The sequence below is a fragment of the Bordetella genomosp. 4 genome, assembly GCF_002261185.1.
In the GTDB taxonomy this organism is placed as follows: Bacteria; Pseudomonadota; Gammaproteobacteria; order Burkholderiales; family Burkholderiaceae_B; genus Bordetella_A.
Genome location: NZ_NEVQ01000008.1, coordinates 115,529 through 131,021 on the forward strand (window position 1 = coordinate 115,529; position 15,493 = coordinate 131,021).

Genomic DNA, 15,493 nt, shown 5'->3' on the forward strand with positions numbered 1-15,493 from the left:
TTTCTGCTCATCGATTTCCCATGGCCACCTCCAAGCGACCCCCACAGACGCCGTCCGCCACCGCAGAATTTCAGAGGAGCTCGCCGCAAGCCATGCTGGCGCGTATCCAGAGTCTATTGCCATCGATGGGGGCGGCATCGCAGCGCATCGGTGAATTCGTCATCCGCCATCCTGCGGACGTGGTCCACATGTCGGTCAGCGAAGTCGCCGAGCGCACGCAGTGCAGCGAAGGCAGTGTGGTCGGCTTTTGCAAACTGCTGGGCGCCACCGGGTTTCAACAGCTGAAAATCGCACTGGCTCAGCAGATCGTGCAGCCGGTGCAATACATTCACGAGGACCTGGCCGCGCAGGATACGCCCGCCCAGGTCGTCAGCAAAATTTTCCACAGCAATATCCAGACCTTGCAGGAAACCGAATCGGTGCTGGACGTGGAAGCACTGTCTGCGGCCGTGGAACTGATTCGCGGCGCCCGTCGCGTGGAAATCTATGGCATCGGCAGCTCGGCGGTTATCGCCCATGATGCCCACTACCGCATGTTGCGGATCGGCCTGCACGCAACGGCAGTCACCGACTCGCATGTGCAGGCCATCAGCGCGTCGCTGACCGGGCCTGATGTGGCGGTGCTGACCATTTCTCATTCGGGCAGCACGCACGAGACGGTGTTGGCGACACGGCTCGCCAAAGAGGCTGGCGCTCGGACGGTGTGCATCACTAATTTCGGGAAATCGCCGATCCAGGAATATGCAGATGTGGTGCTGCACACCATATCGCGCGAGACCCGGTTTCGCACGGAGGCGATGACGAGCCGTCTGGCTCAATTGGCCATCATTGACACCTTGATTGCCTGCCTGGCCTTGTCCGACTATGACAAGGCGGTTTCGACCTTGCGCAGTACCTTCGACGTGCTTTCGAACAAGCGTTACTGATAGTCGTTGCCGCTCACGACGCCCTCAGGCAGCACATGCCTGCGCGGGCATGTGGCTCCGAGCAACCGAGCCACGTCAGGCGCATCGGCATGGGGCGCGTTGCCGACCAGCAGATAGCCAATTCCCAAGCGTGCCGCGCCCAGTGCGTCGGTACGCACGTTGTCGCCGATGACCGTGACATCCGCCGGCTGCAAATTCAGGCGGCGCAGTCCTTCTTGGAACAGCATTGGGGCCGGCTTGCCGAGTATGTCCGCACGGGTGCCGGGCACGCAGGCCAACAGCGCCTGCAGCAGCGCTCCAGTCTCGGGTATCACCGACCCATTGGGGCCCGGGTGGGTCAGGTCGCCGTTGCTGACCATCAGGATGGCGCCAGATGTCAGCTCTCGGGTCAGGGCCTGCAGCGCGGTGTAGTTGAAACCGACATCACGTGCCAGCAGCACGATGTCCGCATCCTGTGTCACCACTGTCAGGCCCAGTCCTGCTGCGCATGCCTGCAAGCGCTCAGAGCCGCGCAGCATCAGCTTGCTGTGCGGGTGGTGACGGGCGATATGGTGCAGGGCCTGTTCGCCGGCCAGAACGAGAGAGTTGGCCTTGACCGGCAGGCCCAACGCCTGCAACCGTAGGGCCAGGCTGGTGGCTGTGTCCGTAGAGTTATTGGAAACGATCACATAGCGTCCAGACCAGCGGGACAGTAAGTCCGCGGCCCCTGGAATCACTTCGTGTCCCCGGATCAGCGTGCCGTCCAGGTCCAGGATCAGGCCGCGCGAGCGCTGCATCCATGAAGGCTCGGCAAGCGGGCAATCTGGCGGGGTTGGCAGGGATGGGCTGGCAATGCAAGTCATAGACGCAGATGACGCGCACAGGCGCGAGTTGAGATCGATAGAGCACGAAAGCAGCTCAACCAACAGAAGCGCGAAATTCTATCTGAATAAAATTCAAAACAAAAATTTTTTAATTGAACTTTTTTCATTTGATTGTCATGTCGTACGCCTAATCTGCGGTTCGGAATCAGGACAGCTCTCACGGCACCCCATTGCGTTGCTGCCATCCAGGTCCCGCAACGTTCCATCACCAGGAGTATTCATGACCCCGTACTTTGCACCGGGCCGCGCCCTTGTTGCGGCCATCGCTCTGAGCCTGACGCTCGCCGCCTGCGGCAGCGGCCATGACGATTCGGACGATGACACCTCGTCGCCGCCTGATGTCGAACAGCCCGAGCAGCCTGCGCCACAGCTGCGCTGTGCACCTTGAACACTCGCCCCGACCGACCAACTCCCACGCAAGAGCACCCCATGACCAAGATCTCCAACCCGCATTCAGCTGGCGTTTCCCCTGATCAGCCAGGACGCAGGCAGTTCTTTCGCGCGTCGGCCAAGGCTGCCGGTGCGCTGTCCGCCATGGCATTGCTGCCGGCCTCGATCCAGCGCGCGCTCGCGATTCCTGCCGCCGTCGACACAGGCACCATCAAAGACATCAAGCACGTCGTGATCCTGATGCAGGAGAACCGATCGTTCGACCACTACTTCGGTACGATGCGTGGCGTGCGGGGCTTTGGTGATCGCTTTCCGATTCCGTTGACCAACGGCAAGTCGGTATTTTTCCAGCCCAATCCCAGCGGCGGCCAGGAGATCCAGCCGTTTCATCGCGACTCCAGGACGGGCAATGCGCTGATCGGTTCGGGTACTCCTCACAACTTCCCTGACCAGCAAGCCGCATGGAATCAAGGAAAGATGGATCGTTGGATTCAATTCAAGAATCAGGCGACGATGGGCTTTTTCATGCGCGAAGACATTCCGTTTCAGTTCGCGCTGGCCGACGCCTTTACGATTTGCGACGGCTATCACTGTTCCATCCTCACTGGCACGGATCCGAACCGAATCGTTTTCTGGTCGGGCACCAATGCAAATCCCGTGTTGCTCAAGCAGGGAATCAACAGCACGGACACGGACTCCGAACCCGTCAATTCACGCTGCTGGCCAAATCCGTCCAACTGGGTGGCAGGCCGGGCGCAGCAGGCGGACGGCTCTGGGCAAATCGATCCCGAGACGGGGGCCTACAACTACAAATACACCAACAGCGCCTTCAAGTGGGACACGTTGCCGGATCTGCTCGAACGCGCCGGCGTGAGCTGGCACATCTATCAGAACATGAACAATAACTGGACCGGAGCGATGCATGGCTGCCTGGCATTCCAGAGTTTCCGCAGCGCTCAGCCCGGCTCACCGATCTATGAGCATGGCCTGACGGGTGGTCCCGACAAGGAAGACGGCGCAGTCAACTTCCTCGCCCAACTCAAGCAAGACGTGTTGAACGGCACGCTGCCCGAGGTGTCCTGGGTGTTGCCCACGCAAGATCTGGCCGAGCACCCCGGCAGCAAGGAAGGCGTCGCCGGTGCAGCCGATTTCGTCGCGGAAGTGCTGGATGCGCTGACCTCCAATCCCGAGGTGTGGAGCAAGACCGCCGTCTTCGTCACCTTTGACGAGAATGATGGTTTCTTTGACCATCTGCCTATGCCGGCGGTGCCATCCTATGACGCCAACGGTACCTTGATGGGCAAATCCACTGTGCCGTTGGAAGGGGAGTATTTCGACGCTTCTGTGGGCAATTATCTGTTGGCCGATGACACGACCAGCGGAAAGATTCGCCCGTGGGGGCTGAGCTCGCGTGTCCCGATGTATGTGCTGTCGCCGTGGAGCAAGGGCGGGTGGGTCAACTCGGAAGTGTTCGATCACACCTCCGTGGGCCGGTTTCTGGAAAAGCGTTTCGACATCACGGTAGACGCCATCAGTCCATGGCATCGCGCGGTCTGCGGCGACCTGACCTCGTGCTTTGATTTTGTCAGTCCGAACGACCCGGTGATGCCCAAGTTGCCAGACACGAGCAACTATCCTGCGATCAATGCGGCACAGCGGCTGCTGCCTACGACTACGGTGACGCAAGCCCCCGCTGTGCCGCAACCGTTGTATCAGGAGACCGGCACTCGACTGTCACGGGCGCTGCCTTATGAACTGCACACCAGCGCGAGGGTCGGGCAGGATGGAGCCGTCGAACTGCTGTTCAGCAATACCGGCACGGTCGGTGCCGTGTTCCACGTCTATGACAAACGCAACCTGGATCTGATCCCCCGCCGCTACACCGTCGAGGCAGGCAAGTCGCTGTCGGACACGTGGAATGGTGGCGATTATGATCTGTGGGTCTATAGCACTAACGGTTTCGTGCGGACGTTCTCCGGCAATACGCGGCAAGGTGCCGCCCTGGAAGTGCAAGTGTGCTATGAGCCCGCCGGCAGCGCGCTATACGTGAAGGTGAGCAACCATGGCACCGCCGCGATGCAGGCCTCGCTGCGGGCCAATGCGTATCGCACGGACGGCCCGTGGACCTTGGCCATTGAACCAGGCGCGGTTGCGGAACATCACTGGTCCATCGCGGACAGTGGCAATTGGTACGACTTCAGCGTGACCGCCGAGGGCTTTGAGCGGCGCTTCGCCGGTCGCATGGAGACCGGCAGCCACAGCGTGAGCGATCCCGCTATGGCGCTGCATCTCTGACCGTTGAACGTACGAACTGCCGGGCGCGTTTCAGGGGCGGGCCCGGCGGGTAGTTTGGCGCCTATCATTACCTTCTTTCCTACGAACGTAAGACTATCGCGCCGGCCATGAAATCCGCCCCTATTGCTCCATCGCCCTCGCGCGATATCGATCTCGTTACGCTGCGTCTCTTCGTTGCCGCTCTGGAAGAGGGCAGTCTGGCCCGAGCCGCTGCCAGGGAGAACATTGTCCCGTCCGCCGTCAGCAAACGCATGTCCGAGCTGGAGGAAATCCTCGGTGTGCCGTTGCTCGAACGCGGCGTTAAAGGTGTCCAGGCGACCGTAGCTGGCGCGGCATTGGCGGTGCAGGCCAGGCTGCTTTTGCAGGGTATGGGCCGTATGCGGGCAGAGATGGCCGGTTTTGCCACAGGCGTGCGTGGCCAGATCCGCCTTGCTGTCAGCGTTGCTGCGTTATCCGGCGAGCTGCCTGCGTATATTCAATCGTTTCGTCGCACGCATCCGCAGATTGATCTTTCCTTATTGGAAGACACGACACAGGAAGCCTTTCGTGCCGTACTGGAGGGCGCCGCCGACATCGCCGTCGGTTCGGATTTCGGGCACGAGGGTTTGCAGGTTTTTCCGTGGGAGCATTGCGTATTGGCCGCCGTCGTACCCGGCCAGCACCTGCTGGCTGACTACGACATTCTGGATTATGCGCAATTGCTGCCCTTTGAGCAGATCGAGTTGAATCGCGAAAACGGCATCAGCGGTGTACTCGAGCAAACGGCTCGCGAGGCAGGCGTCACACGCCGCATCAGCGCCCGGGTCAGCGCGCACGAAACGATTTGCATGCTGGTGGCGCGAGGCCTGGGCGTGGCTGTAGTGCCACTCTATCTGCAGGCCCGGCACACCCATTTGGATATTCGATTTATCCCCTTGTCAGGCCCTTGGGCGAGCACGCCAGTCTGTATCGCCGTCAAGGATGCGAGCGCCTTGTCGCCTGCCGCCTGGGTGCTGTTGAATCATTTGGGTGTGCCTGCGCCGGATTCGTGATCGGGACGGTACTCAGGGCTATCCCGGATGTTCCGAAACGAGAATGCCCCCGTGCTGAAAGATTGCTACCCACGATGCGCCGGTCCCGATGATCATTAAAAGATGATTCGTTGGTGGCGGCATTTCGAGCGTTTCCATATGCCGCCTCGTTGTTATTCAGCAGGCTAGCAGGAGACATCGATGACCGCAGCACCGGGATCCGCTTTTATGGATCAGGCCGAACTGCCGCTACGTGGCATCAAGGTATTGGAACTTTCTCACATGATCATGGGGCCAGCCACGGGCTTGTCGCTGGCTGATCTGGGCGCCGAGGTCATCAAAGTGGAGCCGATCGATGGCGATCGCACGCGCCGCTTGAAAGGATCCGGCATCGGCTATTTTCCGGTTTTCAATCGCAATAAGAAAAGCCTTACGATCGACCTGAAGCATCCCGAGGGTCAAGCTGTCGTTTGCCAATTGGCGCTAGAGGCCGACATGCTGGTGGAAAATTTTCGTGATGGCAGCCTGGCGCAATATGGGCTGGACTATGAGTCTCTGTCTGCCGAAAATCCGGGCCTGATTTACGTTTCGCTAAAGGGCTTTTTATCGGGGCCCTACAAGCACCGTACCGCACTGGATGAGGTGGTGCAGATGATGGGCGGCCTCGCGTACATCAACGGCAGCACAGACTCGCCTCAGCGCGTGGCGCCCTCGGCGAATGACATCTTGGGCGGGACATTTGGTGTCGTCGGCGCGCTGGCGGCGCTGCATGATCGCCATCGCACGGGGCGTGGCAGACATGTGCGCTCGGGCTTGTTTGAAAACAACTTGCTGTTGGTTGCGCAGTTCATCGCGCAGTATCAACTGACGGGTCAGGCGCCGAAACCTTTCGGTTCGGAGCGCAAGCCGCCATGGGGGGTGTACGACATCTTTGATACGGCCGACGGCCGCGTGTTTGTCGCCGTCGTCAGCGATGCGCAATGGCGCAGTTTCTCGCAAAAATTCCTGCCTCCCGAGTGGGCGGCCGATCCACGCTTGAGCACTGCGGTGGATCGCGAGGCTGCGCGTTCCTGGTTGGTGCCTGGTGTCGCCGAAGTCCTAAAAAAATGGAAGACCGATGAGCTGTGCGAGGCATTGGAGGCTGCTCATTTGTCTTACGGTCCCATACGGCAGCCGCACGATCTGTTGGGCGATGCGCACTTGAATGCCGGGGGCGCGCTGCTCAAAACGCAATTGCCGGATGGAGCAGAGGTGTCGACGGCTGCGTTGCCTATTGAGTTTGATGGACTCAAGGTAGGTAAACGTTCCGACCCGCCTGCGCAGGGTGGAGATACACAATCGATTCTGCAAGGGCTGGGACTGGACGCCACGCGTATCGAGGCCCTGCGCGCGGAGGGTGTGATTATTTGATCGTGTTCTAGGGTTCACGGGTGACAGAGGCGGATATATACCGCCGGGCAACCCGAGTTGCGCCATCCCTAAGGGCGTTTTTGGGATGGCCCAGCATCAAAAAATCTACAACAAGGAGACATAGAAAATGATACGCAAACTGTTCGCAGCGGCAGCGATGGCGGCTGCTTGTATGGCGCACGCACAAGACTACCCCACCAAGCCGATACGCATCATCATTCCGTCCACCCCGGGCGGGGGCACTGACTATATCGGCCGTTTGATGGGGAACAAACTACACGAGCTCAATGGCTGGGATGTCGTGCCGGAAAACAAGCCCGGTGCAGGAACGGCGTTGGGATTGGCCGAAGCAGCACGCGCACCGGCAGAGGGATATGACCTCGTCATCGGCCAGTCCGACAACGTAACCTTGATTCCTTTGTTGATGAAGGTCGCCTATGACCCTGTCAAGGATCTGGCGCCTGTTGCGCTGGTGGCCACCACGCCGATGGTCTTGCTGGTGTCAGACAAGTCTCCGTACAAGACTTTGCCGGAAGTGATTGCTGCTGCCAAGAAGAATCCTGGCTCGATTGCCTACGGCACGTCGGGCACTGGTGGCGGTGTGCATATCGCCATGGAGATGTTGCAGCATGAGGCCGGCTTCAAGATGCAACATGTGCCGTACAAAGGCTCGGCGCCCGCGTTGGCGGACTTGATGGGTGGGCATTTGCAGTTTGCCGGGTCGTCGATCTCGTCGGCTGCTACCTTGATTCAATCGGGAAAGATCCGGGCGCTGGCGGTGACGTCGCTAAAGCGCAACCCCGCCTTGCCTGATGTCCCTACGGTCGCCGAACTGGGTTACCCGGATTTCAGCGTAGTGACGTTCTATGGTGTGTTGGCACCCGCGAAAACGCCAACCTCCGTCGTGTCGCGGCTGAACGCAGATTTCAACAAACTCCTGGCACGCAAAGATGTGAAAGATGCACTCGCGTCGCAAGGACTGGAAACCAACCCCATGTCCAGCGCAGCATTTGCCGAGTTGATCCAGGCAGACATCAGCAAAGCGCGCCAGACCATCAAGGATGCTGCGATCTCGGTGCAATAGGAGGGATGCCATGAATCAACACGTCAGGCTCTGTGAAGTCGGCCCCCGCGATGGCTTGCAGATGGCAAAAGGCATGATGCCTGCTGCGGACAAATTGCGTTGGATCAGGCAGTTGGCCAGTGCCGGACTGCGTGAGATAGAGGTGGGCAGCTTTGTCTCGCCCAAACTCGTGCCACAGATGGCCGATACGGGCGTCGTGCTGCCCGAGGCGTTGACGATTCCGGGCCTGACGGTTTGTGCATTGGCGTGCAATCTGCGAGGCGCGATGGCGGCTTACGAGGCGGGGGCGCATGTGCTGGCATTTCCCATCTCTGTGAGCGAAACCCACAGTCATGCCAACGTAGGCAAGGGCACTGACGCACAGATTGCAATGATGGCTTCCATTGTCGAATGGGTGCGGGCGCAATCGCGGCCCATGCGTATCGATGCTGCGGTCGCGACGGCCTTCGGCTGTTCGCTGGAGGGTGTTGTGCCTGTGGCCCGGGTGGCAGCAGTGGCAGAGGCCGTCGCACGTACCGGTGTGGATGAAATTGCCTTGGCCGATACAGTGGGCTATGCGCATCCGGCTCAAGTGCGCGATGCCGTGCGCGCCACACAGGATGCGATAGGTACCACGCTGACCAAATTGCATCTGCACGACACGATGGGGCTGGGCCTCGCAAATGTATTGGCCGGCCTGAACGAAGGCATCCGCGGTTTTGATTCCTGCCTGGGCGGATTGGGGGGATGCCCATTTGCGCCCGGGGCATCAGGCAATATCGTGACCGAAGACCTGGTGTTCATGCTCGAGAGCATGGGGTATCAAACGGGGGTGGATTTGCCGCGCTTGCTGGATGCCAGAGCCATCTTGGCGCAGGCGCTGCCAGAGGATCCGTTGCGTAGCGGCGTTGCCGCTGCAGGGATTCCTAAAACCTTTACCTCCACGTCTTAGCAGGTCCGGTTATCTGCCGCGTGTTTGTTGGGGTGTTTCGCCGAAAGCCTGACGGTACGCCTGCGAAAACTCGCCCAGATGGGTAAAGCCAAAGCGTGTCGCGATTTCACTGATGGTGCCCACATCATCGCCGTGCAACAAGGTCTGTCGGACCGATTGCAGACGCTGCATACGCAGCCATTGCAATGGCGATTGTCCGCATTCACTCTGGAACAAGGCTTGCAAGCGCCTGGCTGACAGGCCGCAGTGACTGGCTACCATGGCCACCGGCACGCGTTCGCCCTGATGTTCAAGCATATAGGCTTGCGCGCGTCGGATGGTCTGGGGCACGGAGGGCGGTGGTGCCGGCCAGAGGTGCTCTGCCATGCTGTGTGGTTGGTGCAGTAGCAAGGTGGTGGCCACCAGCATCTCGGTTTGGGCGAGCAAGGCCGCCTGGGTGGTGTTCTGACCCTGGCCCAGGCCCGAGCATCGCACCACCCATTGCAGCATAGGCATCAGCGCCTGCCAGCCAGCCGTATGCACGGGCATGATCGCATCGAAGCAGATGTCGGGAGCTTGGTCTTGTCCCGTCAGACGTTGCCAGGCGTCGGCGATGGCCGGGCGGTCCAGACGCAGCAGGACTTGTTCGTAGTCGTGGCTGACTCTGAAGTAAAAGCGCCTGTCGGGGCTGATGAGGAAAGCTTTATTGGGCGAAACCTCTATGCGACGCCCATCGAAATGAAACTCCGCGTGCCCTTGCGTGGGTAGCACGAGCAGGTAATAGCCGTCCAGGCCGTGACAATCGGGATCAATGCTGATGTCCGCCCCATACCCGTGCCTGCTCTTGAGTAATGACAGACCTCCGCAAGGAACCAGGTCCAGCCGGCTGTGGAGAATCCGCCCGCTATTGATTTTCAGTTGATAGGAATTGAGTACCTGGCCTATCTGTTGTCGCGCCTCATCGGGGTCTGCGGTATCGACGATCCGATATTGATCGAATGGCACCTGGGAAAATAGGGACGAGATCATCTGAGCTCACGTGTAATGGATGTTTACATATTAATAGACAATCCTCGCGACGAGATAAAAAAGCGCGTTTTTCCGATAGTAAATGGCGTGAAACCGATAGACGACCGCGGAGGCACGCTTAACCATAGCGCGCCGCGTATGCCTTTGCGGCATTTCGGGCAGGCAGCGCCGATTGCGGCGGTTGCCTCGTGTGAATCACCCTTGTTTTTTCCCTAGTAAGAGGCTCTCATGAAAGGCAAGACAAAGCGCGCCACGCTGCGTATTTCGATGTCGCAACCCAGTGCCCGTGTTTCACGCAAATGTGCGAACTCGCCGGTGAAATCGCCGAAGGTGAGTCCATTCGTATTAAGTTGCCTGACCTTTGCATCGTACGGCCCGATGATGCAACGCTACCGTGCAACCCGGACGCCGATTTTCTCGTCGATATGGTGCAGATGGGCGGCGTTCATGCAAGTCAAGCGCCGGCGGGTTAATGGCGCGATGCGATAACAAGTACGTTGTCGGATACCCGAGGATGTGAACCGATAGACGGCTCAGAGGGCCGGCATGGCCCTAATGCGCTGTCTATCCCTATGCCACATTGGGGAAAGTTGCTCGGTTGCTTATGCCGGGCTCTAGTTTGGGCTCATGCGGCCGTTGATGTCGTAAAGCAGGTCCTGGATTCATCCAAGAGGGGGCAGCGATGCTCACCCGCGACGGGGGCGGGCACGTTCCGGTTGCTGACGTTTACGCATGAAACCGACCAATAGCCCGACACCTAGCAGGACGGACGCTGCGGTACCGATAATCAGCCCCATTTGGGAATCCTGCATCGCGCCGACGCTGCGCGCCGTAATGAACCCAGGGGCCAGCATCAAAGGAAGCCAAACCACCGCGGATAAGACATTCGCCAGCTGAAAACGTGCGTGTTTCATGCCCATGATGCCTGCGACAGTCGGAATGGTTGAACGTATCGGCCCGAGAAAACGGCCAATCAACACCGAGGCAAAACCGTAGCGCGAGAAAAACAGGCGCGCACGCGCCACGGCTGTGCGCTGCGTATTGAATGGCCAGCGGCGCAACATGCTCGGGCCCAACCAGCGGCCCAGACCATACGACAGGGCGTCGCCCACGATGGCCCCTGCAATCCCCCAGGCCAATACGTTCCAAGGCGAGAGCGTGCCCGCTCCGATCAGGCCGCCGGTCAAGAGCATCAGCGCCGTGGCCGGAATGAACAGGCCAACAATGATCAGCGACTCACCGAGCGTGAGTAGAAATGTGATCGGGCCAGCCCAATCCTGATTGGCTTGAATGAACTGGCCGATTTTGTCGATGTATGTGTCCATGCATGGAAATTGGCTGTAGATGAACCCCATGGTAGCGCATGAGTCGAGACTTGGTTTTTATCGAATGTTGCAGGGCAGTATGGCTTTACATTGCTTAACAATAAATTGAAACATCAAGAATTGTTAAGCCATATTCGTCCCCGATTTAAATGAAACTGAACGTGATTAAACTGATTTCGCTTGCTGGGACAGGGCGAAAGACGTGTAAAATTAAGCATTAATTTTGAATCAATATTACTAATTAAGTAACTAAATATTTGCAATTTAAAGTAAATAATTGAAGTTATAAATAATAAAAGCAAATATTGACGAAAAGCTGCGAATAAGTATTGATCCTAGAGTTTCTGCCGATTAACCGCCGACTCAGTTGTTCCAAGGCGGTGCCCCCTATCCCTGGCAAGTCGTTTTTTTCTTGATCTTTTGGATAGGTGATTTCATGGCAGACGTAAACGTTCCTGGGTCGACTACTGCAACACACGACCAAAGCAGCTACCCCGGCGATACCGTGTTGAATGTGAACTACGGCAATAGCTCAACGCTGAACATCACGAATACGACCGGTTCTTCGGATGTTCTCGAGGTGAACCAGTCCGTCCAAGGCAATGCAGGCGGCACCAGCGTGACCTTGAACCTCGGTGAGAATGCGCATGTACTCCTCACGGGGGATGTCACTGCGCGAACAGGTTCTACCTTCAATTACAACCTGTCGGATGGCTCTTCCTTGGAGCTGGATTCCAGTTTCGTGTCGAGCGATCCGAGCTTTCAGGTCAATATCGATCTCGGCAGTTCGGGAGCGTCGACACTGATTTATGACACTACGGGCGCGGATCTTTCTCAGGCACCGACGGTCAATCTGACGGGAATCAGCGCAGGCGACCAGATCACGGTCACCAACGCCGCCAGCGGCGAGTATGTCGACGGCGATCTGGTTTTCAAAGATGCACAAGGCAACACTATTGCGACCTTCAACGCCGACGATCTGGATCCCAGCCAGATCAACTTCAACGGCGGTAGCATGTCCTATGCTTGCTTCCTGAGAGGAACGCACATTGCCACGCCCAATGGCGAGGTGAGGGTTGAAGACCTGCGTGCGGGGGATGAGGTCCTGACAGCCAGCGGCGGCGTTGCGACAGTCAAATGGCTGGGCCACCGCATGCTGCATAAAAAGCATATCCCGATGAAAGACGCGATTCGCGCGTTTCCTGTGTTGCTCAAAAAGAGCGCTATTGCCCCCGGAATGCCGCACCGTGACCTGATCGTATCTCCGATGCACCATCTTTATTTTGACGGGGCGCTGATTCCTGCCATGCTGTTGGTGAACGGCCAGACGATCATCCAGCAGTTCGACATGAAAGAATTCGAGTATTTTCACGTCGAGCTGGAGAAATTCGACATTCTCTTGGCCGAAGGTATGCCGGCAGAGTCCTACATCGACATGAACAACCGTTCGATGTTCGATAACGCACATACGGTTGCGCTGCGCCCGGATTTTGAGCCAGCAAAAGTGCGTCCCGTCATCGACGGGATTGAAATTGTCCGTTCCGGTCCAGTGGTTGAGGCGCTGCGCAAACGTTTGATGCAGCGTGCCCAAAAGATGACGCAAAATGTACGTATCAAAGACCCTGCTCTGCGAGTCGAGGTCAATGGTCAGGAGATCCTGGCTGAGAATCCCGCTCAATCAGAGGGCGTGATGCGTTTCGCGTTGCCGGCCGGAGCCGCGCTCGGCGATTTGCACATTCATTCGCGTTCAGCCGTGGTGCGCGACATTTCTTTGAGTCCCCGTCGCGACCTGCGTCAAGTTGGCGTAGGGTTGGCTCGCATCACCATTGAGGACGAAGCAGGGCGCCGCGATATCGATCTGCTGGCTCACAGCTTGAATGGGATGCATGCTGTCCAGGATGTTCATGGTATCGCCATGCGCTGGACGGGCGGTCATGCGGTCATTCCCGCGAGCTTGCATGCTGCGCGCGGCCAAGCGGTATTGGAACTGCATGTGATGCGCACCTACTCGTACTGGGAAAAGCAGCAACGAGCAGCCTGATTCAGGCCGATAAATAACTATTAGGACGTTTGCAGTACGTGAAAAAGGCGGCCTCGGCCGCCTTTTTTGCTATTGGTGCACCCAGCCGGAATCGAACCGGCACGCCTCGCGGCGAGGGATTTTAAGTCCCTTGCGTCTACCAATTTCGCCATGGGTGCAACGCATTTTGGCGGAAGCGGTGAGATTCGAACTCACGAACGGTTGCCCGTTGCCGGTTTTCAAGACCGGTGCAATCGACCACTCTGCCACGCTTCCTGTTTCGCAGCTGCGGATGATACCTCAGCTAGGAAGTCCAAGCTGCGGACATTGGTGCCGCGCAAGCAGTTTGGAACTTCCGTAAAGGGCGCAATAATAATCTATTTAATCGAGGAGGCGCACGATGCGAGCCATAGAAATATCTCAACCCGGTGGTCCAGAGGTGCTAGTTCCGGTCGATCGTCCGATGCCGGAGCCCGGCGCGGGCGAGGTATTGATCAAGGTTGCTGCGGCTGGCGTCAATCGCCCCGACGTGTTTCAGCGCAAAGGCAACTACGCGCCGCCACCGGGGGCGTCGGACCTGCCGGGCCTGGAGGTCGCCGGTGAAATCGTAGGTGGCGATCCGGCCGCAGGCGGATTCGCCATCGGCGACAAGGTGTGCGCGCTGGTCGCAGGCGGCGGCTATGCCGAGTATTGCGTCGCTCCCGCGGTGCAGTGTCTGCCTATCCCCAAGGGGCTGTCCGAGATCGAGGCCGCTGGCCTGCCTGAAACTTATTTCACCGTCTGGAGCAACGTGTTCGACCGCGGCGCGCTGCAAGAGGGCGAGTCGCTGCTGGTGCATGGCGGTGCGAGCGGCATCGGCACCACGGCGATCCAGCTGGCGCGTGCGATGGGCAACCCGGTCTACGCGACTGTCGGAAGCGACGAGCGTGCCCGTGCCGTCGAGGCGCTGGGTGCGGCCAAGGGCATCAATTACAAGACACAGGATTTTGTCGAGGTCGTGCGCGAGGCAACCGGGGGCACGGGCGTCAATGTGATCCTTGATATGGTGGCAGGCGATTACATCAACCGCGACATGAAATGCCTGGCAGACGACGGCCGCATTGTGGTGATCGCTTTGTTGGGCGGCGCCCGCAGCGAAATCGACGGCAACCAGGTTCTGCGTCGCCGCCTCACCTTGACCGGTTCCACGCTGCGTCCACGTCCTGTGGCATTCAAGGGCGCCATTGCCAAATCCTTGCGCGAGCGCGCCTGGCCGCTGCTGGAACAAGGCCGCATCAAGCCCATTGTCCATGCCACATTCCCTCTGGAACAGGCCTCTGCCGCCCATGCCATGATGGAGGCCGGCGAGAACATCGGCAAAATTATCCTGACGGTGTAACGTCCGCTATCACAGCGCAGCGTAATTTCCGGTAAACAGGATACAATCTTGGGTTTGACCCGGATTTTGTCCGGGTCGCCCTTATCCTGATTTTGCGCCATGACCACTGTTGAGAACCGCGCCCGTCTCGTGCTGGGCAACTGGAAGATGCACGGCAACCTGGCCGAGAACGCCGCATTGCTCGAGGCGCTACGTGCCGCCGATCCGGCTTCGCACTGCGAAATTGGCGTTTGCGTGCCGTTCCCGTACCTGGCTCAGGCAGCCTCCGTCCTGAGCGGCAGCGCAGTATCCTGGGGTGCGCAAGACATCAGCGCGCACGCCAAGGGCGCCTACACCGGCGAGGTCTCCGGCCCCATGCTGAAAGACTTCGGTTGCCGTCTGGCGCTGGCAGGCCATTCCGAGCGCCGTACCTTGCATGGTGAAACCGACCAAGTCGTTGCCGACAAGGCGCGTGCCGCCTTGGACGCAGGTCTGACGCCGGTGGTGTGCGTCGGCGAGTCGCTGGCGGACCGCGAAGGCGGCAATACGCTGGGTGTCATCGAGCGTCAGCTCGAGCCGGTCCTGGCGCTGGGCGCCGATGCTTTGTCGCGCATGGTGCTGGCCTATGAGCCCGTCTGGGCCATCGGCACAGGCCTGAGCGCTACTCCCGAGCAGGCCCAAGAAGTCCACGGCGCGATTCGCATCGCCCTGCGTGGTTTGGGGGCGGGGCAGGTTCGTGTGTTGTACGGTGGCAGTGTCAAGGCCGCCAATGCAGCCACCTTGTTTGCTATGCCGGACATCGATGGCGCGCTGGTTGGTGGCGCGTCGCTGGTGGCCGAAGAATTCCTGCGCATTGCCGCAGCCTAAGTTTCCG

The 15,493-nt window shown here is 59.0% G+C and carries 13 protein-coding genes and 2 tRNA genes; 10 read left to right on the top strand and 5 right to left on the bottom strand.

The features are described from left to right. The first annotated feature begins 92 nt into the window (after window positions 1-92). Window positions 93-926, top strand: coding sequence for a MurR/RpiR family transcriptional regulator (locus tag CAL20_RS05795; RefSeq protein WP_094820125.1), 834 nt, complete (start codon window positions 93-95; stop codon window positions 924-926). Here CAL20_RS05795 and CAL20_RS05800 read toward each other — a convergent pair. Continuing rightward, window positions 920-1,702 (bottom strand): HAD-IIA family hydrolase, encoded by a 783-nt coding sequence (locus CAL20_RS05800; protein WP_256981345.1) that lies wholly within the window; start codon window positions 1,700-1,702, stop codon window positions 920-922. The genes CAL20_RS05795 and CAL20_RS05800 overlap by 7 nt on opposite strands. A gap of 307 nt (window positions 1,703-2,009) precedes the next feature. Here CAL20_RS05800 and CAL20_RS25550 point away from each other — a divergent pair, with 307 nt between their 5' ends. From CAL20_RS25550 to CAL20_RS05825, 6 genes are all read left to right on the top strand, one after another. Then, window positions 2,010-2,177, top strand: coding sequence for a hypothetical protein (locus CAL20_RS25550; RefSeq protein WP_176456453.1), 168 nt, complete (start codon window positions 2,010-2,012; stop codon window positions 2,175-2,177). 41 nt (window positions 2,178-2,218) lie between these two features. Then, window positions 2,219-4,474, top strand: coding sequence for a phosphocholine-specific phospholipase C (locus tag CAL20_RS05805; RefSeq protein WP_094820127.1), 2,256 nt, complete (start codon window positions 2,219-2,221; stop codon window positions 4,472-4,474). Window positions 4,475-4,581: 107 nt separating this feature from the next. Next, window positions 4,582-5,505, top strand: coding sequence for a LysR family transcriptional regulator (locus CAL20_RS05810; protein ID WP_094820128.1), 924 nt, complete (start codon window positions 4,582-4,584; stop codon window positions 5,503-5,505). A gap of 207 nt (window positions 5,506-5,712) precedes the next feature. Continuing rightward, window positions 5,713-6,894: a CaiB/BaiF CoA transferase family protein gene (locus CAL20_RS05815; RefSeq protein ID WP_094837484.1), complete on the top strand. Its 1,182-nt coding sequence runs from the start codon at window positions 5,713-5,715 to the stop codon at window positions 6,892-6,894. Between the two features lie 127 nt (window positions 6,895-7,021). Then, window positions 7,022-7,978 carry a Bug family tripartite tricarboxylate transporter substrate binding protein gene (locus CAL20_RS05820; protein ID WP_094820129.1) on the top strand — a complete coding sequence of 319 codons (957 nt, stop codon included), beginning with the start codon at window positions 7,022-7,024 and terminating at the stop codon, window positions 7,976-7,978. 10 nt (window positions 7,979-7,988) lie between these two features. After that, the gene (locus CAL20_RS05825) at window positions 7,989-8,909 is read left to right on the top strand and encodes a hydroxymethylglutaryl-CoA lyase (protein WP_094837407.1); all 921 of its coding nucleotides are present in this window, start codon (window positions 7,989-7,991) and stop codon (window positions 8,907-8,909) included. 9 nt (window positions 8,910-8,918) lie between these two features. Here CAL20_RS05825 and CAL20_RS05830 read toward each other — a convergent pair whose 3' ends face one another. Both CAL20_RS05830 and CAL20_RS05835 read right to left on the bottom strand, forming a co-directional pair. After that, complete coding sequence (locus CAL20_RS05830; RefSeq protein WP_094837408.1) at window positions 8,919-9,917, bottom strand: helix-turn-helix domain-containing protein; 999 nt, start codon at window positions 9,915-9,917, stop codon at window positions 8,919-8,921. 686 nt (window positions 9,918-10,603) lie between these two features. After that, window positions 10,604-11,242, bottom strand: coding sequence for a DedA family protein (locus CAL20_RS05835; RefSeq protein WP_094837485.1), 639 nt, complete (start codon window positions 11,240-11,242; stop codon window positions 10,604-10,606). A gap of 436 nt (window positions 11,243-11,678) precedes the next feature. On the opposite strand from CAL20_RS05835, the gene CAL20_RS05840 reads away from it, so the two are divergent. Further along, window positions 11,679-13,283, top strand: coding sequence for a Hint domain-containing protein (locus CAL20_RS05840; protein WP_094820133.1), 1,605 nt, complete (start codon window positions 11,679-11,681; stop codon window positions 13,281-13,283). Window positions 13,284-13,356: 73 nt separating this feature from the next. Here CAL20_RS05840 and CAL20_RS05845 read toward each other — a convergent pair. Together CAL20_RS05845 and CAL20_RS05850 are read right to left on the bottom strand one after the other, a co-directional pair. Further along, window positions 13,357-13,441: transfer RNA gene (locus CAL20_RS05845), tRNA-Leu, on the bottom strand. A gap of 9 nt (window positions 13,442-13,450) precedes the next feature. Continuing rightward, window positions 13,451-13,538, bottom strand: a tRNA-Ser gene (locus CAL20_RS05850). 124 nt (window positions 13,539-13,662) lie between these two features. On the opposite strand from CAL20_RS05850, the gene CAL20_RS05855 reads away from it, so the two are divergent. Together CAL20_RS05855 and tpiA are read left to right on the top strand one after the other, a co-directional pair. Next, the gene (locus CAL20_RS05855) at window positions 13,663-14,640 is read left to right on the top strand and encodes an NAD(P)H-quinone oxidoreductase (RefSeq protein ID WP_094820134.1); all 978 of its coding nucleotides are present in this window, start codon (window positions 13,663-13,665) and stop codon (window positions 14,638-14,640) included. A gap of 99 nt (window positions 14,641-14,739) precedes the next feature. Then, window positions 14,740-15,486 carry a triose-phosphate isomerase gene (tpiA, locus tag CAL20_RS05860; RefSeq protein WP_094820135.1) on the top strand — a complete coding sequence of 249 codons (747 nt, stop codon included), beginning with the start codon at window positions 14,740-14,742 and terminating at the stop codon, window positions 15,484-15,486. Window positions 15,487-15,493: the final 7 nt, after the last annotated feature.